The organism is Ferribacterium limneticum, from assembly GCF_020510565.1.
Taxonomy (GTDB): Bacteria; Pseudomonadota; Gammaproteobacteria; order Burkholderiales; family Rhodocyclaceae; genus Azonexus; species Azonexus limneticus_B.
This window is the reverse complement of record NZ_CP075189.1, coordinates 3,282,224-3,300,547: the sequence shown is the minus strand read 5'-3', so window position 1 is coordinate 3,300,547 and position 18,324 is coordinate 3,282,224. Positions and strand designations below refer to the sequence as shown.

The 18,324-nt window shown below is 61.7% G+C and carries 20 protein-coding genes and 1 tRNA gene; 13 read left to right on the top strand and 8 right to left on the bottom strand.

Annotated features, from left to right (window positions below; genetic code table 11):
• Positions 1-159: 159 nt before the first annotated feature.
• The 5 genes from KI610_RS15760 to KI610_RS15740 form a co-directional block, all read right to left on the bottom strand.
• Positions 160-591 (bottom strand): hypothetical protein, encoded by a 432-nt coding sequence (locus KI610_RS15760; RefSeq protein ID WP_226495904.1) that lies wholly within the window; start codon positions 589-591, stop codon positions 160-162.
• 103 nt (positions 592-694) lie between these two features.
• Positions 695-1,441, bottom strand: coding sequence for an SAM-dependent methyltransferase (locus KI610_RS15755; RefSeq protein ID WP_226495903.1), 747 nt, complete (start codon positions 1,439-1,441; stop codon positions 695-697).
• A gap of 139 nt (positions 1,442-1,580) precedes the next feature.
• A complete protein-coding gene (locus KI610_RS15750) occupies positions 1,581-1,928 on the bottom strand; it encodes an iron chaperone (RefSeq protein ID WP_226495902.1) in 348 nt (115 codons plus the stop codon).
• Positions 1,929-1,971: 43 nt separating this feature from the next.
• On the bottom strand, positions 1,972-2,328 hold the full coding sequence (locus KI610_RS15745) for a hypothetical protein (RefSeq protein ID WP_226495901.1): 357 nt from the start codon (positions 2,326-2,328) through the stop codon (positions 1,972-1,974).
• Between the two features lie 70 nt (positions 2,329-2,398).
• Positions 2,399-2,815, bottom strand: coding sequence for a hypothetical protein (locus KI610_RS15740; RefSeq protein ID WP_226495900.1), 417 nt, complete (start codon positions 2,813-2,815; stop codon positions 2,399-2,401).
• 156 nt (positions 2,816-2,971) lie between these two features.
• Here KI610_RS15740 and KI610_RS15735 point away from each other — a divergent pair, with 156 nt between their 5' ends.
• The 7 genes from KI610_RS15735 (at position 2,972) to KI610_RS15705 (ending at position 6,690) form a co-directional block, all read left to right on the top strand.
• Complete coding sequence (locus KI610_RS15735; protein WP_226495899.1) at positions 2,972-3,220, top strand: phage integrase N-terminal SAM-like domain-containing protein; 249 nt, start codon at positions 2,972-2,974, stop codon at positions 3,218-3,220.
• 49 nt (positions 3,221-3,269) lie between these two features.
• Positions 3,270-3,521 carry a type II toxin-antitoxin system CcdA family antitoxin gene (locus tag KI610_RS15730; RefSeq protein WP_226495898.1) on the top strand — a complete coding sequence of 84 codons (252 nt, stop codon included), beginning with the start codon at positions 3,270-3,272 and terminating at the stop codon, positions 3,519-3,521.
• A complete protein-coding gene (locus KI610_RS15725) occupies positions 3,518-3,847 on the top strand; it encodes a CcdB family protein (protein WP_226495897.1) in 330 nt (109 codons plus the stop codon). The genes KI610_RS15730 and KI610_RS15725 overlap by 4 nt, the downstream gene beginning before the upstream one ends.
• Positions 3,848-3,852: 5 nt before the next feature.
• Complete coding sequence (locus KI610_RS15720) at positions 3,853-5,166, top strand: replication-associated recombination protein A (protein WP_226495896.1); 1,314 nt, start codon at positions 3,853-3,855, stop codon at positions 5,164-5,166.
• 81 nt (positions 5,167-5,247) lie between these two features.
• Positions 5,248-5,655 (top strand): endonuclease domain-containing protein, encoded by a 408-nt coding sequence (locus KI610_RS15715; protein WP_226495895.1) that lies wholly within the window; start codon positions 5,248-5,250, stop codon positions 5,653-5,655.
• A gap of 136 nt (positions 5,656-5,791) precedes the next feature.
• Positions 5,792-6,061 carry a DUF2442 domain-containing protein gene (locus KI610_RS15710; RefSeq protein WP_226495894.1) on the top strand — a complete coding sequence of 90 codons (270 nt, stop codon included), beginning with the start codon at positions 5,792-5,794 and terminating at the stop codon, positions 6,059-6,061.
• A 38-nt stretch (positions 6,062-6,099) separates the two neighbouring features.
• Positions 6,100-6,690 (top strand): DUF4126 domain-containing protein, encoded by a 591-nt coding sequence (locus KI610_RS15705; RefSeq protein ID WP_226495893.1) that lies wholly within the window; start codon positions 6,100-6,102, stop codon positions 6,688-6,690.
• Here KI610_RS15705 and KI610_RS15700 read toward each other — a convergent pair.
• Positions 6,650-8,812 carry a 4Fe-4S binding protein gene (locus tag KI610_RS15700; protein ID WP_226495892.1) on the bottom strand — a complete coding sequence of 721 codons (2,163 nt, stop codon included), beginning with the start codon at positions 8,810-8,812 and terminating at the stop codon, positions 6,650-6,652. The genes KI610_RS15705 and KI610_RS15700 overlap by 41 nt on opposite strands.
• A gap of 202 nt (positions 8,813-9,014) precedes the next feature.
• Here KI610_RS15700 and serS point away from each other — a divergent pair, with 202 nt between their 5' ends.
• Positions 9,015-10,298, top strand: a complete 1,284-nt coding sequence (gene serS, locus KI610_RS15695) for a serine--tRNA ligase (RefSeq protein ID WP_226495891.1) — start codon at positions 9,015-9,017, stop codon at positions 10,296-10,298.
• Between the two features lie 42 nt (positions 10,299-10,340).
• Here the strand turns inward: serS and mltF are convergent, their stop codons facing one another.
• Positions 10,341-11,786, bottom strand: coding sequence for a membrane-bound lytic murein transglycosylase MltF (mltF, locus tag KI610_RS15690; protein WP_226495890.1), 1,446 nt, complete (start codon positions 11,784-11,786; stop codon positions 10,341-10,343).
• 99 nt (positions 11,787-11,885) lie between these two features.
• On the opposite strand from mltF, the gene KI610_RS15685 reads away from it, so the two are divergent.
• The 5 genes from KI610_RS15685 (at position 11,886) to KI610_RS15665 (ending at position 16,783) form a co-directional block, all read left to right on the top strand.
• Positions 11,886-11,973 (top strand) — tRNA-Ser (locus KI610_RS15685).
• 182 nt (positions 11,974-12,155) lie between these two features.
• Positions 12,156-12,362: a type II toxin-antitoxin system HicB family antitoxin gene (locus KI610_RS15680; protein WP_226495889.1), complete on the top strand. Its 207-nt coding sequence runs from the start codon at positions 12,156-12,158 to the stop codon at positions 12,360-12,362.
• Positions 12,363-12,437: 75 nt separating this feature from the next.
• On the top strand, positions 12,438-13,415 hold the full coding sequence (locus tag KI610_RS15675; RefSeq protein WP_226495888.1) for an ABC transporter permease: 978 nt from the start codon (positions 12,438-12,440) through the stop codon (positions 13,413-13,415).
• Positions 13,415-14,794: an ABC transporter permease gene (locus KI610_RS15670; protein ID WP_226498561.1), complete on the top strand. Its 1,380-nt coding sequence runs from the start codon at positions 13,415-13,417 to the stop codon at positions 14,792-14,794. Before KI610_RS15675 ends, KI610_RS15670 begins: the two co-directional genes overlap by 1 nt.
• Positions 14,795-16,783, top strand: a complete 1,989-nt coding sequence (locus KI610_RS15665) for an ABC transporter ATP-binding protein (RefSeq protein WP_226495887.1) — start codon at positions 14,795-14,797, stop codon at positions 16,781-16,783.
• Position 16,784: 1 nt separating this feature from the next.
• On the opposite strand, the gene KI610_RS15660 is transcribed toward KI610_RS15665, so the two are convergent.
• On the bottom strand, positions 16,785-18,254 hold the full coding sequence (locus KI610_RS15660) for a transglycosylase SLT domain-containing protein (RefSeq protein ID WP_226495886.1): 1,470 nt from the start codon (positions 18,252-18,254) through the stop codon (positions 16,785-16,787).
• Between the last annotated feature and the right edge of the window lie 70 nt (positions 18,255-18,324).

Sequence of the window (18,324 nt, the reverse complement as noted above, 5' to 3'; positions counted from 1 at the left end):
ATTGATGATCTGGCATGGACCGCGGTTAATTCAGAAGGTTGCCGCCAAAGCCGATTTCAAAATTGGCTATTTTTTCCGGTTGACCGTGGCAACGTCAAAACCGCAACCTGGCCAGCCAGACGGCAAGATATTTCCGGATTCTGCACATCGGCGCAGGCCTCACAGCCGCTCCCAGACTGCGTAGGTGCCGAGCGCGTACAGGCTGCCGATGAGCAGGCAAATACCGGAGGTGGTCAGCCAGAACAACGGGCTGTTGTCCGGAAAGATCGGCTTCAGCCACGGAAATGCGATTCCGCGCAGCAGGAAAACGGCAGCGATGGCCGGAAGTATCGGCCTTTGCAGCGGCAACGGAGCGATCGCGCCCGCCGCCGACAAGGCGTATGCAGCCCAAACCACGAGTACCGTGCCGATCACGATCGAAATAAAAGTGGGATACCAGTGCCCGCGCTCGGCCATTTGCGCCATCGGCTCGCCCGCGCCAAGAAAGCGGAAACCGGGCGCCCCCCACGCGATGCAGGCGTAATGCAGCAAGGCCGCGACGAAGGTCAGGGCGGACGCAAGATACAGCGCGTAAACGGCGATGGAATTCATCGGCAGCCAGCTATTCGCGCACGCCCAGGCAGCGTAGCTGGCTGACGGTCGGCTGGAGGGTATGAACGGTGGTCTGCCACCCGTTGTTTTTAGACACCACGACTCACCGCGGCATCAGCGCAAACACACCCCAGCCCAAGTATTCACGCGTGTAAGCCGCGTGGCGCTTGGGTTCCGAGGTCAGCTGGGCGCGAACCTCGTTGGCCAACTCGTCGTCGGGATTGGCATCAAGCCACCGGCGCATGGTGAGCCATTTGGCTGCTTCGTATCTGTCCCAACCGTCCTGGTTAGCCAGAACCATTTCAACCACGTCGTAGCCGAGCGGGCCAAAAGACGAGATAAGGTCAGGAAGCACGAGGAAATCAGAAATTGAGTTGGCAAGACACCCCTTGGCAATATCCTCAGAAGGTGGCAATTGCCGCCAGTACGGCTCGCCAATGAGGATGATCCCTCCGCTACGCAGGCTTCGCGCCAGTAGTTCAATAGTGCCAGCCACACCTCCAGCGATCCAGGTAGCGCCAATGCAGGCAGCCACGTCGACCTTCTCGTCAGAGACATAACCCGCCGCATCGGCATGAATGAACTTGACTTGATGTGTAACGCCGAGTTCTTCCGCACGAAGTTTCGCTTGCTCGGAAAACAACTGGCTCATGTCGATGCCAGTGCCGGAGACCCCATGATCGCGCGCCCAGGTGCACAGCATCTCCCCCGAACCGCTTCCGAGGTCGAGCACCCGTGCCCCAGGCTCCAGACGCAACGCCGCGCCGAGCGTGGCGAACTTGTCGGGTGTGAACGGGTTATGGATGCGGTGAGCGCTTTCAGTGATGTTGAATATTCGGGGGATGTCCATTGTGAAAAGCTTCCTGAAGGAGAGTGGATTTTGTCAGGGACTAACGTAGAGGTGACCGGCGCTGCGCGGCTTTATCGCGCAGCGTCCAGAGAGCGAACGGGGTCGACCGAAGGGTTAGACGGCGCGTGACGCATAGACCTCACTTTGAGCAATACTCGCGGTGAAGAGCCAGCGCCACGCGGCCAATGAGTTCGATTGGCAGCGGTTTGCTGAGCGGAAACGATAGATTGCCCTTCTCGCCGCGGTACGGGGCGAGCTCACGAATGAGTGCGGCGTCTTTGGTGATGGGTGGATAGACGCCGATGTGCTTCTTGAAGGCTGCAAAGTAGAAGAAGACCCGCTTGGCTCTGAATGCGGGCATGTTGTAGCTAATGCACCGCGCGGCTTCGGGCAGCAGAGACGCCACGGTTGTTTGGATAGAGACGAGCAACTGGCGAGCCTCGGGGGCAACACCTGCGAAGTAGGCCTCATGCGATGCGAAAGGCACGTATTTCCTCCAGCCGTCTAACGTTTGAATTTAGGGGCGCGCTTTAGCGCGTCCCGCTTGAATGATTTGTTAGGGCGAAACCAGCCAAGGACAGGATGAACGCCAAGAATGGTAAAGAAAAAACACCCCAAACATAGGCATCAGCAAAGGATGCCCAACCGCGCGCCATGCCAAAGGTGCCTGTGTTCACAACCAAGATGCCAATGATGGCGAAAATTAACAAGCTGACAAAACAGCACAGCGCCACAGTAATTGACACGGAAAATACGCTCCACGTTTTAGCTCTCAGCTTGATGAAACTCAGGTAGCCCCCCAAACCTGCAACGATTAAGGCAGCAATAAAACCTGGAGCATGGATTGGTGGAGACTCTAGCCACAAATCATGCAAGACGCTCAGCATCGCGAGGCCCTAACGTGGAGCTAACCGGCGCTGCGCGGCTTTATCGCGCAGCGTCCGGTGGACCGCAGTGTTATGCCTTGCCATCAGTTTCGGTAAGTTCAAGAACGCGTCGGCGAAAAGATTCTGGCTCAAAGAATGGTTCATTCCCCCGCAGGAGAAGCGGTTCCATTGCGGCAGCCTCAAAGACGGATTCGCCGACCATGTGCGAGCCATCGGGAGCTTGCGGCAACACTCCGAGAGGCAATGTGTTCTTGGCGATGAGTGCGGACATTGCTGTAAGCCGGTAGTCCGCTGCCATTGCACGGTAGTGCTGCCTGGGGAAGCGTTTGGCAAGAAAAAACATTCTTCCTTCCCAATCTCGGCGATCTTCCGGAATGTCGTGGACAGCATCGGAAATCTCCAGCAGATCGTCAGCGGAAAAGCGCTCGGAGTTAAGGCGAGCGACCATATCTAGCTCGGTTTGGGTGATCGGCATTTTCTTGGGCATCAGGTCAAATTCCTAAGGCATAACTAGTAGTAGACGACAAAACTGTCGCCTAATCCGGAAACCTGTCCAATAAGCTGGCGGACAGGACAGCAATTTCCCCTTGCTTGGCAATGGTTTTTGGCATATAACTGTTTATCCATACAGTTGTTTGTCGCCATGAAACCGGATACTTCCATTTCTTCCTCCGAGCGCGCCCCAAAGCTGCTGGCGCAAGTTGTCGATGCGATACGCATCCGGCATTGCAGCATACGTACCGAGACGGCTTATGTCCATTGGGTGAAGGCTTACATCCGCTTTCACAGATTGCGCCATCCGCGGGACATGAGGGCATGCCAGATGACAAAGTTCCTTTCGTATTTGGCTATCGAGTGCGGTGTCGTTTCGCCGGTCGATGCGGTGCGCTGACTGGCTTTTTTGAAATGCTGCGCATACCATGCGCAGAGGAGGCCTTGCCATGAAACCCGTCACCCAAACCCAGCCGGCCAAGCGCCCGGTGAATTTGCTGCTCAATGAAGCTACCGTCCAGCAGGCGCGGGTTTTTACCCGAAATTTGTCGTTGACCGTGGATGGCTTGCTGGCCGAGTTCGTGGCGCGTGAGCGGCAACTGCGCCAGGATCAGCAGCAGCATTACGCCGAGGTTGCCGGGGCCTGGAACCGCTTTGAAGAGGCGCACGGTTCGTTTGCCGACGAGCATTCGACGCTATGAGCCAGTTCGACGTGCATCGCAATATCGGGCGGCAGGCGGCGCAGGTGCCTTACGTTGTGGTCGTGCAGTCGGCGGCGTTCGATGCGCGGCGGCGGCGGGTGGTCGTGCCGCTGGTGGCCGGTGATCTGCTGGCGCGCGAGGTCGATTTGCCGGCCTCGCCGGTCAATCCGTCCTTCACGGTCGAGGGGCGGCGGGTTGTGCTCAATCCGCTCGATATCGTTTCGGTATCGCTCGAAGCACTTGGGCCGAAGGTTGGCTCGCTGGCGGAAGAGGGTGACTGCGTTGTCGCGGCACTCGACGAAGTGTTTTCGCGGGTTTGGGGATAAGGGCGATGAGCGATCTGTTTGCCAAAGCCGGCCCGGATGCCGGCGCTCCGCTGGCCGAGCAACTGCGCCCGCAAACGCCGGATGACGTGATCGGCCAGCAGCACTTGCTAGGCGCCGGCAAGCCGCTGCGTCTGGCTTTCGAATCCGGCCAGCCGCATTCGATGATCCTCTGGGGGCCGCCGGGGGTGGGCAAGACGACGCTGGCGCGGATGATGGCAACGCAGTTTCAATGCGAGTTCATTGCGCTGTCGGCCGTCTTTTCCGGCATCAAGGAGGTGCGCGAGGCGGTGGCGCAGGCCGAAATGTGGCGCACGCAGGGGCGGCGCACCATCTTGTTTGTCGATGAAATACACCGTTTCAACAAGGCGCAGCAGGATGGCTTCCTGCCTTTTGTCGAATCTGGCCTTCTCACCTTCATCGGCGCCACCACCGAGAACCCCTCGTTCGAACTGAACTCGGCCTTGCTGTCGCGGGCTTCGGTCTATGTCCTCAAGTCGCTCGACGAAGCCGAAATGGGCCAGCTTTTCGACCGTGCCTGCGCTCAGGCGCTGGCCGATCTGAGCTTCGAAGCTGCTGCCCGCGAGCGCCTGATTGGCCTGGCCGACGGCGATGCGCGGCGTTTGCTCAATCTGCTCGAACAGGTGCGCACTGCAGCCCGAACGGCGGGCATTCCCACGGTCGACGGCGAATTTATCGAAAAAACGATGGCGCAAAGCCTGCGCCGTTTCGACAAGGGCGGCGATGCGTTCTACGACCAGATCTCGGCCCTGCACAAATCGGTACGCGGCTCGAACCCGGACGGCGCGCTCTACTGGCTGACCCGCATGCTCGACGGCGGTGCCGACGCCCGCTACCTCGCCCGGCGCATCGTCCGCATGGCCTGGGAAGACATCGGCCTGGCCGACCCGCGCGCCATGCAGATCGCCAACGACGCAGCCGAAACCTACGAGCGCCTCGGCTCGCCCGAGGGCGAACTGGCGCTCGCCCAGGCAGTCATTTATCTGGCCGTCGCCGCCAAATCCAACGCCGGCTACATGGCCTACAACGCCGCTCGCGCCTACGTGAAGCAGGACGGCTCGCGCCCGGTGCCCAACCACCTGCGCAACGCGCCGACCAAGCTCATGAAAGACCTCGGCCACGGCCACGCCTACCGCTACGCCCACGACGAGCCGGAAGCCTACGCCGCCGGCGAAACCTACCTGCCGGACGGCATGCCAGAACCGGGCTGGTACGAGCCGACGCCGCGCGGGCTGGAAGGCCAGATCGGCCAGAAGCTGGCGCACTTGCGGGACCTGGATCGGAAGGCGAAGGGGAAATAGCGAACCTGAACGTACCCCCCTCCCCTTCAAGGGGAGGGCCGGGGAGGGGATGGGGTGCCAAAACAGGAAGGACATCAACGCGTGAAAGGCCAGACGAACCGTTGGATCATCGACAATTCGCTCCAGAAAGAACTGCGTACCCACATGACCGACGCTGAAAATTGCTTATGGAGACATCTGCGCGGTCGAAAGATCGCAGGCTTCAAATTCCGCCGTCAGCATCCATTTCTGGATTATGTACTCGACTTTGTGTGCCTGGAAAAGCGGCTGATTGTGGAAGTGGACGGAGGCCAACATCAAGATTGCGAGCAAGATCAGGTGCGTGATCGACGACTGCATGAGGCCGGTTTTCGTGTCGTGCGGTTCTGGAACAACCAGGTGTTACAGGAGACTGAGGTCGTGGTTGAGGCCATTTGGACGGCGTTGCACAGAGAGTTTGGGGAGGCTGGTTCGCTGATTACACCATCCCCACCCCATCCCTCCCCTTGAAGGGGAGGGGGCGTTGCACCGACCGGCACGATTGATTGCACCCGACTGGCACGCAGTCATCGCGTAGATGGGGTTGAGTTGCGTAGAATTGAAACGACAGTTTTTGAGTACGAAACGTTTTTTCTGGAGAAATGGCATGAATTCTTTGGACGTTGAGCGCGAATACCACGCCATTCGTGCCTGGGTGAGCGGCAAGATGGTCTTCGTTGAACTGAGCGACGGCCGCCAGATTGGCTTTCCGGCTGCGCGTTTCCGTTTGTTGCGCGATGCCAGCGAAGCGCAGTTGGCCGAGGTCAGCTTGCGTCTGGATGGCACGGCCCTGCGCTGGGAGTCCATTGACGAAGACTTGACCGTGCGCGGGATCGTCGAAGGACATTTCCAGTTACCGTTGCCCAAGGCAGCATAAGTTTCTGGCGCTTTGTCATTTGACTCGCTGAATCGGGCATGGACCTGATCCAGACCATCGCCCTGTCCGCCGGCCTGGCCTGGGCGAGCGGTTTGCGTTTGTATCTGGTGGTTTTTTTGGCCGGCCTGTTGAGCAATTTCGGCTACCTGCATCTGCCGGAAACGCTTTCAGTGCTGCAAAACCCGCTGGTCATCGGCGTGGCGGGCATCATGGCTTTTGCCGAACTGATCGCCGACAAGATTCCCGCCTTCGATTCGCTGTGGGACAGCTTCCAGACTTTCATCCGCATCCCCGCTGGCGCCTTGCTCGCGGCGTTTGCCATGGGCGAGGTCGATCCGGCGTGGGCGGTGGCGGCCGGGTTGATCGGCGGCACGATCACGGCCGGCACCCATTTCGCCAAGGCCGGCAGCCGGCTGGCCATCAACACTTCGCCCGAGCCGTTCTCGAACTGGATCGCCTCGTTCGGCGAGGAGGGCATGGTGCTCGGCGGGCTGTGGGCCATGCTCGCGTCACCGCTGCTATTCCTTGGCCTGCTTGTCGTTTTTCTGGTGCTCGCCGGCTGGTTGCTGACGCGCTTCTGGTCCCTGCTCAGCCGTCTGATCCGGCGGCCATCACGCCCTTCGGCGTGAGAACCAAACCTTTCTTTTCGTAGAGCAGCACCGGGCAGCGCTTGGCATCGTGGTAGATGCCGACGCAGTCGAGGCACTGGAAGCAGGCGTCGTAGCGGATTTCGCCGGTCGGTTCAATGGCGTCGTAGGCGCATTTGGCCTTGCAGCTCTGGCAGGGCTTGCCGCACTCGACGCGGCGCGTCAGCCAGTCGAAACGGCGCAGCCGCCCGCCGAGCGACATGACTGCGCCGAGCGGGCAGATGAAGCGGCAGAAAAATTTGTAATAGAAGGCGCCGGCGACGAGCAGCGCGACGGCGTAGGCGACGAACGGCCAGCTGCGGTCGAAACCGACGGTGATCGCCGTCTTGAACGGTTCGAGTTCGTTGAGGCTTTCGCCCTGACGCGGCACGAACAGCGCGGCCCCGACCAGCACGGCGAGGGCGACATAGCGGCCCCATTCGAGCTTTTTGGCGACGGCCAGGGGAATGTGCAGACGTGGCAGCCGCAACTTGCGGCCGAGCATGCCTACAAACTCCTGCAGCGCACCGAACGGGCAAAGCCAGCCGCAGAAGGTGCCGCGGCCCCAAATCACAAAGCTGACTAGCGTGAAAGCGATGAGCAGCAGCGAAATCGGGTCGTAGAGGAAACTCGACAGGCCCTGGCCGGATTTCAGGGATTTGAGGGCGCCGGTGACTTGGACGATGGATAGCTGGCCCTGAATGGTCCAGCCGACGTAGAGCAGCGTGAAGGCGAGAAAACCGAGGCGGAAAATCTTCAGGCGGCGGGCGTCGACGGAAATCCAGCGCGGGCGGGCGAGGGCGATGCTGAGCAGGATCAGCGCAGCACCCAGGATGCTCAGGTCGAGCCAGCGCTGTTGCCAGGCCAGCACCCATTCCGGCAGCGGTTCGGGCGGGTAGCTGAACAGGCGGCTGGGCGGCGCGTATTTGAGCGTCACCGTCTTGTGCGTGAGGGTGGGCAGGATCATGCCCTTGGCGCGCGTGATGGTCAGCGTCAGGTCAAGCGGGCGGCCGGGGTCGAGGCCGGCTTCGGCATAGATGCCGAAGAGGCGCGAGGTGTTGAGTTCGGGCGGCCCGGCGATGTCCTTGGGCTCGAAACCCTGGTCGCGCAGTTCGAGAAACAGGCCGTCCTGCGCCATGCTCAGGCGCGAAGACTGGCCGCCCGGGACGAAGTTGTCGTCGACGATGGGGTAGCGTCCGGCCGAGGCGATCCACCACAGGTGCCGGTTCTCGAAATTGCGTTCCATGGCCTCCTTGTACTGGGCGTCGCCGAGAATGGCGCGGCCGATGCTCGGGGTGTTGAGGTAGGCGATGTAGATGTCGGTGAACACGGCCGTCGGCTGGGCCAGACCTTCTTCGTCGACCTCGGCGCCATCGGTCCCGGCGAACAGCTTTTCGACCTCGGCATTGCTCAGGCGCAGGCGGCCGACCATGCCGTTCCTGAGCATGTCGGCAAAGGACTCCGGGGCGTCAACGTCGGTGCGCACCTGCGCCGCCGGGCCGTGCTTGCTGCGGTCGGCAAAACCCAGTTTGGCGCGGGCGACTTCAAGGGCGGCGCCGAGCACGCTCTGGTTGACGATGCGTACCGAGGCGGTGGCTTTCGAAACGCCGTCCAGTGTTGTCTGACCGCTGCGCGTGTCGGCCGGGCCGGTGCGATTGCGCGCCGCGTTCAGGGCGATCAGGAACTGTTGCTTGATGTTGCGACCGGCGTACTGGGTGACGAACTCGCGCAGGGGCGCTTCGCCGAGGCCGCCGAGAAAGACCGGCTCGTGCTGGCGCAGCAGCTCGACATTCATGAAATTGCCTTTGCGGTCGATGGAGACCAGGAAATTCATCGGCGTGCCCTCGAAACCGGGGACCGGCGCGAGGTCGATCGATTCGAACACATAGCCGACCGGGCCGGCCTCCGGCTCCAGTTCGCTGGTCAGCGGCCAGGCGGGAATCTGGGTGAGTTTTTCCTGGACATGCAGTGGCGGCTCGAAACGGCGTTCGATATCGGCCTTGCTGAGGTCGCCGGCGTGGGCAGCCGGGAAGAGGCCGGCGCTGGCGATCAGGCAGGCAGCGGCAATACGGCAAAAGAACAAGGCGGCTCTGCTGGGCAAATGCCGTGCAACGGGGTTTTCCATTGCGCTCTCCGAAAATGCGCGGGCAAGGTCGGATATGTTTTCTTATGGAGTCGATGGTACCGAAATTTGGCTGGACGGGGGATCAAATGCGAAGGCAGGCCCGGCCCGGCTTGCCCTATCCCTCGCGTATAATTTCATTTTTGGCCGATTTTTCCGGTTGACCGTAGCAAAGCCGGTCCGCCGCCGCGATTCAGGAATAAACATGCTCGATATCCAACAACTCCGCTCCAACCTTGATGCCGTGGCCGAAGGCCTGGCCAAGCGCGGCAAGCCCATCGATTTCACCGAATTCAAGACGCTTGAAGCCGAGCGCAAGACGCTGCAGAGCCGCACGCAGGAGCTGCAGGCCCAGCGCAATTCGCTGTCCAAGCAGATCGGCATGTTGAAGGGCAAGGGCGAGGATGCCTCCGCGGTGATGGCCGAGGTTGGCGCGCTGGGCGACGAGTTGAAGGCTTCCGAAGCCCGCCTCGGCGAGTTGCTCGAACAGTTCAACGCCATTCTCGCCGCGCTGCCGAACATTCCCGACGAGTCCGTGCCGGTTGGTTCCGATGAAACCGGCAACGTCGAAATCAAGCGCTGGGGCACGCCGCGCACGTTCGATTTTCCGGTCAAGGACCACACCGATGTCGGCGAACAGCTCGGCCAGCTCGATTTCACCACAGCCGCCAAGATCGCCGGCTCGCGTTTCTCGCTGCTCAAGGGCGGCCTGGCCCGCCTGCATCGCGCACTTGCCCAGTTCATGCTCGACACGCACACGGCCGACCACGGCTACACCGAGCTCTACGCGCCCTACCTCGTCAATGCCGCCAGCCTCTACGGCACCGGCCAGTTGCCGAAGTTCGAGGAAGATCTGTTCAAGGTGCTGCGCGGCGACCAGGACCCGCTCTACCTGATCCCGACCGCCGAAGTGCCGGTGACCAACATCGTGCGCGACGAAATCCTCGCCGCCGAGGCGCTGCCGCTCAAGTTCGTCTGCCACACGCCGTGCTTCCGTTCCGAAGCCGGTTCCGGCGGGCGCGACGTGCGCGGCATGATTCGCCAGCACCAGTTCGACAAGGTCGAGTTGGTTCAGGTCGTGCATCCAGAAAAATCAGCCGAGGCGCACGAAGAACTGACGCGTCAGGCCGAAGTCATCCTCGAAAAACTGGAGCTGCCGTATCGCCGCATGGCGCTCTGTTCCGGCGACATGGGGTTCTCCGCCGCCAAGACCTACGACCTCGAAGTCTGGTTGCCGGCGCAGAATACCTACCGCGAAATTTCCTCCTGCTCCAACTTCGGCGCCTTCCAGGCCCGCCGTATGCAGGCTCGCTTCCGCAACGACAAGAACAAGCCCGAACTGTGCCACACGCTGAACGGTTCAGGTCTGGCCGTCGGCCGCACGCTGGTCGCCATCCTCGAGAATTACCAGCAGGCCGATGGCAGTGTCACCGTTCCGGTCGTCCTGCGTCCGTACATGGGCGGGCTGGAAGTTCTCTCAGCCAGCTAAGCTGACGGGGATCAGCCTCCCTCCCCGGAGAAGGGGAGGGGGTCAGTCCTTGACTTCCTGCCCAATGGTCGGCAGGCGCAGCGTAGTCTCCCCCGTCTCGTCCTGTTCCGTCGCCGAGATCGTCTTGGCGGCGGCAATCCGTTTGACGTAGGCCTTGCGCCGTTCTTCGATTTCAAGCACCAGCCGGGTCAGGCTGGCGGCGGCTGAGGGCGTCGGGGCGAAGGGCGCAGCGTTGCGCAACAGGATGTCGTAATAGCTGCGGATGTTCTCGACCAGAATGACCGCTTCGCCACCGCGCGCCCGGCCCGTCTTGACCATGCTGGCATATTTTGGCTGGGCCAGTTTGGGCAGGACGCGCTTCATGTCGTACCACGAGTCCGGGTCGGCTTTCAGGTGTTTGGCCAGCGCCCGGGCACCGTTGAAGTGTCCGGGGCCGATGTTGTAGGCGGCGAGCGCCAGCCAGGTGCGATCCGGCTCGTTGACTTCATCCGGGAGCGCTTCCTTGAGCATGTTGATGTAACGCGCCCCGGCCAGGATGCTTTCGCTCGGATCAAGACGGTTGCTGACTTGCAGGTGATCGGCCGTTTCTTCGGTCAGCATCATGATGCCGCGCACATTGGTGTAGCTGGTCGCGTTCGGGTCCCAGTTCGACTCGTGGTAGGCGACGGCGGCGAGCAGTCGCCAGTCGATACCGGTCAATGCCTGGGCAGCCTGAAAGGACTTGCGGAACTTGGGCAGCGTGGTCTCGACTTCGCCGAGGAACTTGATCACATCGGCCTGGGTCAGGCGCCGGACATGGCCAAGATAGCGATCCTCCAGCCGGGCCAGCGTGCCGTCGTGCTGGACGCGCTCGATAAATGCGTTGAGCTTGACGCGCAGTTCCGGGTTGGGGTGCCGACCCAGTTGCCAGACGACTGGCTGCGTGTCGCTCAACATCAGCGTTGTGCGCATATTCGGCACGTACTGGTTGGCAATTTCCTCGAAGCTTTCGTCGATGGCGACGAACTCGATTTTTCGCTCGCCGAGCTTTTCCAGCAGATCAAGGCTGGTGCCTTGGCCGACCGTGACAACCGTAAGCCCCGGGATCTCGCTAGCCAGCCTGGTCAGGGTTTCCGCCTGCCGCGAGCCGGCCATGGCGTGGACGGTTTTGCCGGAAAGCTGGGCGAGTTCCGAGAGCGGGAGCGAAGCCTCGTTCTGCGCCAGCACGTCCCGCGTCAGGGTGATGGCCGGCGTCGACTGCATGGTCTCGTCGGTGCTCGGCGAAAGCCAGGCAGCGGCAAGGTGATAACGGCTGCCGACGAGGTGGGCTTCCAGTTCCTCGGGCTGGACGACGACGTATTTCACCTCGACGCCAAGTTCCTGGGCAAAGGCCTGGGTCAGATCGTATTCGAGCCCGCTCGGATTACCGTTGTCGTCGGTCCCGTAGGTCAGCAGGCCGGGACGGATCAGGACGACCAATTCGTGCTGCGCCGGGGTCGGAAAAGGCAATGACCCGACGTCGCCGCAACTGGCGGCGAAAAGCGAAACTGCAATCAGTAATAGTCGTTTTATCCAGTGCATCTGTTGTGCTATTATGCCGGCCGCTGCGGAGAGGTGGCAGAGTGGTCGAATGTACCTGACTCGAAATCAGGCGTACTGCAAGGTACCGTGGGTTCGAATCCCACCCTCTCCGCCAGCACCTAAAATCAAGCGCCTTTCGGGGCGCTTTTTTGTTGTGCCCAACTTTTGGAAAGGTGCCTGCTTGAATTCGGAGGTGCGCACTTTACCTTTGTGCGGCGGTTTGAAGCATTAATAAATGTAAAACGCATGCCGTATCAATAGGCGCCTGCATCCGGAAACCATTTCAGAATCTGACCCATGGCTGAAAAACTGAATTTTACTGTCGATCTTGAGGACGGCGTTTTCGTCGCCCGCTGCATCGAACTGGACATCGTGACCGATGGCCTGACCAAGGCTGAGGCCGTCGAAAACCTCAAGGAAGCGCTGGATTGCTACTTCGCCAATCCTGACGAGCGGCTCGATCGGCGTCTGCAGGGCGCTGACGATGAGGATGACGCCCGGTAGCCGGCCACGTCGGGCGATTTGCCCGGCCCTGCTTTGTCTTAGCACTTCTCGCCGGCTCTTGGCATAATCGGGCCAATGCTTGCCTACATCGTCCGCCGCCTGCTTTACGCGCTGCCCATCCTGATCGGGGTGAACCTCGTTACTTTCGCGCTGTTTTTCGTCGTCAATACGCCGGACGACATGGCGCGCATGCAGCTTGGCGTCAAGCGCGTGACGCCCGAGGCGATCCAGAAATGGAAGGTCGAGCGCGGTTACGACAAGCCGCTGCTGATCAACGCCGAAGCTGGCGGTTTGGCCAGCGTGACCAACACGATCTTCTTCGAGAAATCGGCCCGCATGTTTGTTGGCGATTTCGGCCGGGCCGAGGATGGCCGCGACATCGCCCGCGAAATCGGTAACCGGATGCTGCCGTCGCTGGCCATTGCTTTGCCGACCTTCATTCTCGGCCTGTTCGTGACTATCACCTTTGCGCTGACGCTGGCCTTCTTCCGCGCCACGGCCTTCGATTTCTGGGGTGTTGTTTTGTGCGTGGCGGCGATGTCGATTTCCGGGCTGTTCTACATCATCGGCGGGCAATACCTGATCAGCAAGGTGTGGCGGCTGGTGCCGATTTCCGGCTTTGGCGACGGGCTGGAGGCGTGGCGGTTTCTGATCTTGCCGGTGCTGATCGGCGTCGTGTCGGGCATCGGTTCCTCGACACGCTGGTACCGGACGATCTTTCTCGAAGAGGTCAGCAAGGATTACGTGCGCACCGCCCGCGCCAAGGGCCTGCCGGAAACGCTGGTCTTTTTCCGCCACATTTTGCGCAATGCGCTGATCCCTATCCTGACCGGCGTCGTTGTCGTCATTCCGCTGCTTTTCATGGGCTCGCTGCTGACTGAATCCTTCTTTGGCATCCCCGGCCTGGGCAGTTACACGATTGATGCGATCAACGCGCAGGACTTCTCGGTTGTCCGTTCCATGGTCTTCATCGGCTCGGTGCTCTACATCGTCGGCCTGATCCTGACCGACATTTCCTACACGCTGGTCGACCCGCGGATACGCTTCGAATGATGGGCTTCCAGGTCGTCGTGCTGTGGTCGGATATCCTGATCTGGTTGCTCGTCGCGGCCGGCGTCGGTGTCGGTGTGTTGATCGCCAAGAATCCGCCCCTGCTCGCCGCCTGGCGTCGGGTCGGGGCCAATCGGGTCGGCATGGCATCGGCGACGGTGCTGCTCGCCTTCATCCTGATCGGCCTGCTCGATTCGCTGCATTACCGGGCGCAGCTCGAAAGCAAGCCGGGGCAGAAAGCGGTTTACGCAATCGAGGTGTTGTCGGTCCTCGATGCGCTGGCCGCACCGCTGCGTTCGCGCAACGAGAAAACCTACTCGGCCCCGTTCGCCACCCGGCTCTACGCCAAGGAAACCATCGACGTGCCGGGGCAGGGTACGGTGCGCGACTACCCGCGCCTCAAGCACGGCGGCAAGCATCTCGGCGAGCGCGAGGACGAGGTGGCCGAGGATGCTGCTTTCACGGCCTTCAAGGCTGGCCTGCTGGGTTTTGTGGGGTGGCTGGGGGTGTTTGGCGCCGTTGCCACGGTCAACCGGAAAAAAAGCCCAAAATTGAAATTGCGTGAAGCCGCTTTCGCCTGGGATGCCGTGCTGCTCACGCTGCTGCTCATCCTGGTTTTTGCCGTCCCACTGTTCTGGCTGTCCGGTTACTACCACGTCTTCGGCACCGACAAGGTCGGCCAGGACGTGCTCTATCAAATCCTCAAAAGCGTCCGCACCGGGCTGATCATCGGCCTCGTCACGACGCTCGTCATGCTCCCCATGGCAGTGCTGCTCGGCATCGTTGCCGGCTATTTCCGTGGCTGGGTCGATGACCTGATCCAGTACATCTACACCGTGCTCAACTCGATTCCCGGCGTGCTGCTCATCGCCGCCGCCGTGCTCATGATGCAGGTCGTCATCGACACCCATCCGCAATGGTTCTCGACCGCCGCCGAACGCGCCGACCTGCGCTTGCTCGCCCTCTGCTTCATCCTCGGCATCACGAGCTGGACGGGGCTGTGCCGGCTGCTCCGCGGCGAGACGCTCAAGCTGCGCGAACTTGAATACATCCAGGCGGCGCAGGCCTTCGGCGTGTCGAGCTGGCGCATCATCGTCCGCCACATCCTGCCCAACCTCATGCACATCGTCATCATCGCGCTGGTCATGGATTTCTCCGGCCTCGTGCTGGCCGAAGCCGTGCTGTCCTACGTCGGCATCGGCGTCGATCCGACGATGACCAGCTTCGGCACGATGATCAACAACGCCCGCATGGAACTCGGCCGCGAGCCGGTCGTCTGGTGGTCACTGGTCGCCGCCTTCGCGGCCATGTTCATCCTCGTGCTGGCGGCCAACCTGTTCGCCGACGCCGTGCGCGATGCATTCGACCCGAGGGCTGCGTAAATGTTGAAGGTCGACAACCTCCGCCTCGGCTTCACTGCTGGCAAGAAAACGCTGGCTGCGGTCGACGGCATTTCCTTCGCGATTTCCAAAGGCGAAACCTTCGCCCTGCTCGGCGAATCGGGCTGCGGCAAGTCGGCCACGGCGCAGGGCATCATGCGCCTGCTGCCCGCTGCCGGCCGCATTCTCGAAGGCCGCGTTGCCCTCGAAGGCGAGCCACTGCTCAGCCTCTCCGAAGCCGACATGCGCGCCTACCGCGGCGGCCGCATGGCGATGATCTTCCAGGAACCGGCGACCAGCCTCAACCCGGTGCTCACCGTCGGCCGCCAGATCGGCGAAGTGCTCGAACGCCATCTCGACCTGCGCGGCAATGCGGCGACCGAACGCATGGTTGATCTGCTGCGTCAGGTCGGCATCGCCGACCCCGAACGCCGGCTGACCGAATACCCCTTCCAGCTTTCCGGCGGCATGAAGCAGCGCGTCATGATCGCCATCGCCCTGGCCGGCGAACCTGAGCTGCTCATCGCCGACGAACCGACGACCGCCCTCGACGTCACCGTCCAGGCCCAGATTCTCGATTTATTGGCCAAAATTCAGGTTGACCGTGGCATGGGCATGCTGCTTATCACCCATGATCTCGGCGTCGTCGCCCGCATGGCCCACCGCATCGGCGTCATGTACGCCGGCGAACTGGTCGAAGTAGCCAGCCGCCAGGATTTCTTCACCAAGCCGCGCCACCCGTACACGCAAGCCTTGTTCGAGGCATTGCCGGACATTTCGCGGCGCGGCCTCCGGCTGACCACCATCCCTGGCCAGGTGCCATCGCTCGCCGCCATGCCCGCCGGCTGCCGTTTCGCCGACCGCTGCGCCCACGTCATGCCGGTGTGTCGCGACGTTTCGCCACCGTGGCGCGAGGTTGCTGACGGCCACACCGTCCGCTGTCACTGGCAAGGCGAGGCGGCTGTGGACGATGGAACCCGCCATGCCATCACCGAACTCGGCATCGATCCCGGCATCGATCCCGGCAAGCCCTTCCTGCAGGTTTCCGGCCTCAAGGTCCATTTCCCGATCCGCAAGGGCTTCCTGCAGCGCACCGTCGGCCATGTCCGTGCCGTCGACGGCGTTTCGCTGGCCATTTCCGCCGGGCGTACGCTGGCCCTGGTCGGCGAGTCCGGCTGCGGCAAGACGACGGTCGGCAAGGCGTTGTTGCAACTGATCAAGCCGACGGCCGGCAGCGTCAAGCTCGGCGGCAGCGAACTGGTTGGCCTCAAGGGCCGCAAGCTCCGCGACGCGCGCCGGCACATGCAAATGATTTTCCAGGACCCGTTCGCTTCGCTCAATCCCCGTCTGCGCGTCGGCGAAATCATCGCCGAAGGGATGGGGGCGCTCGGTGTCGAGACCGACCCGCAGGCCAGAACAACGGCTGTCGCCGCGCTGCTCCAGCAGGTCGGCCTGTCGGATGAGGCCATCGACCGTTACCCACACGAATTCTCCGGCGGCCAGCGCCAGCGCATCGCCATCGCCCGTGCTCTCGCCGTGCAGCCGGAACTGCTCATCTGCGACGAGCCGACCTCGGCGCTCGATGTCTCGGTGCAGGCGCAAATCCTCAACCTGCTCAAAAAACTGCAGGCTGACCTCGGCGTTGCCTACCTGTTCATCACGCACAACTTCGCCGTAGTCGAATATCTGGCCCACGACGTTGCCGTCATGTACCTCGGCCGCATCGTCGAGCAGGGCAGGGCGGAAGAGGTCCTGCGTTCGCCGCGGCACCCCTACACGCAAGCCTTGTTGTCAGCCATTCCGGCGCCGCATCTGGATGGTCACACCGAGGTTATCCGGCTACCCGGCGAAACGCCGTCACCGGCCAATCCGCCGAGTGGTTGCCATTTCCACCCGCGTTGCCCGCAGGCGATGGACGTTTGCCGGCTGAGTTATCCGGCCGTGACCGGGCTTTCAGGAACGCACACCGTCAGCTGCCATCTGGTCGGCTGAGTTAACGGCGTTTGCCTTTGGCTGGCTTGGTGGCACTAGCTTTGGCTGATTTGGCCGCGCCAGCTTTTGGTTTGCTGTTGCCTGCAGCCTTGGCCGTTGATTTTCCCGCCTTGCCCTGTTTGGCGCCAAGCTTGTTTCCGTCGGGTTCGGCCTTGCCGCACTTCTTCGCTGCGCGCTTGCCCTTGCCTGTCTTGCCGCAGCGCGCCGAGGGCTCCGGTTCGATGATGTGCTGCGGGGCTGAGGTATTCAGCATGGCGTTCAGGCTGGCCGAACTACCGCTACCGGGTACCAGCAGGGTCGAACCGGCTCCGAGGCGGACCCTTTCCGAAAGACCGTTGGCCCGGGCCAGTTCGCCGGGCGTTGTGTCGAAATTGGCGGCGATGCGGTCCAGTCGTTCCGGTGCGGTCAGGGTGTAGGCTTGCCATTGCGTCAGCGGTGCCTCGGCATTCTGCAGGTTGCTGCGGAACGCATCGAGTTTGTCGGTCGGAATCACGATGGGGGTGGAAGCCTTGATGACCGGGCGGTTATGTGAGGGGTTGAGGCGCTGGAATTCCTCGATTGTCATGTTGGCCATGCGGGCAGCTGTCTTGACGTCCATCGGGCGCCGCGTTTCCAGCGTCGCGAAATAGGGTTCGTTGGGGATCATCGGCAAATCAAGGTGGGCGACCAGCGCCGGGTTGCCGAGAATGTTCTTGAGCGCCTGCAGCTTGGGGACGTAATGCCGGGTTTCGTTCGGCATGGTCAGATTCGGGTAGTCGGTCGGCAGGCCGCGCGACTCGTTCTTGCCAATGGCCCGCTTGACCGCGCCCTCGCCCCAGTTGTACGAGGCCAGCGCCAGATGCCAGTCGCCATGCATTTCATAGATGGCCTGTAGATAATCGAGTGCTGCATTGGTCGATGACACGACGTCGCGCCGCTCGTCGCGCCACCAGTTCTGTTCGAGATTGAAGCGCTTGCCGGTGGCCGGGATGAACTGCCACAGGCCGGCGGCGTGCGCCGGTGAGTAGGCGTTCGGGTTGAACGAACTCTCGACCATAGGCAACAGCGCCAGTTCGGTTGGCATGCCGCGAGCCTCAAGCTCTTCAACGATGTGATGCAGATAGGGCCTGCTGCGCGCAAGCATGCGGCGCAGTGCGTCGGGACGGTTCTGGTACCACTGCTGGTAGTGCAGGACCAGGTCGTCGTTGAGGTCGGTCATCGCGAATCCGTTGCGGATGCGCTCCCACAGGTTGGTCGAATGCAGCGTAAGGTCGATGGTGGCCGGCAACTGTGGCGTCGAGTGCATTTCGTGGACGGTCAGCACGTCGTCGGCAAGCAGACCCGGTTCGGCCAGCGATGGCATGTTCAGCGACGGGAAGCTCGTTCCGTCCACCTCGTCGGCCAGCGAAGGAGTGGAAAGCGTCAATAAAGCTGCGCCAAGAATTGCGGCAATGATTTGGCGGACAGGCGACAGGACGCTGCGATGCTGCATGAATTGGGCTCCTGGCACTGACGAATCGACTAAGCCGGCGATTATACCCCGGTGAGGAAAGTCCATTTTT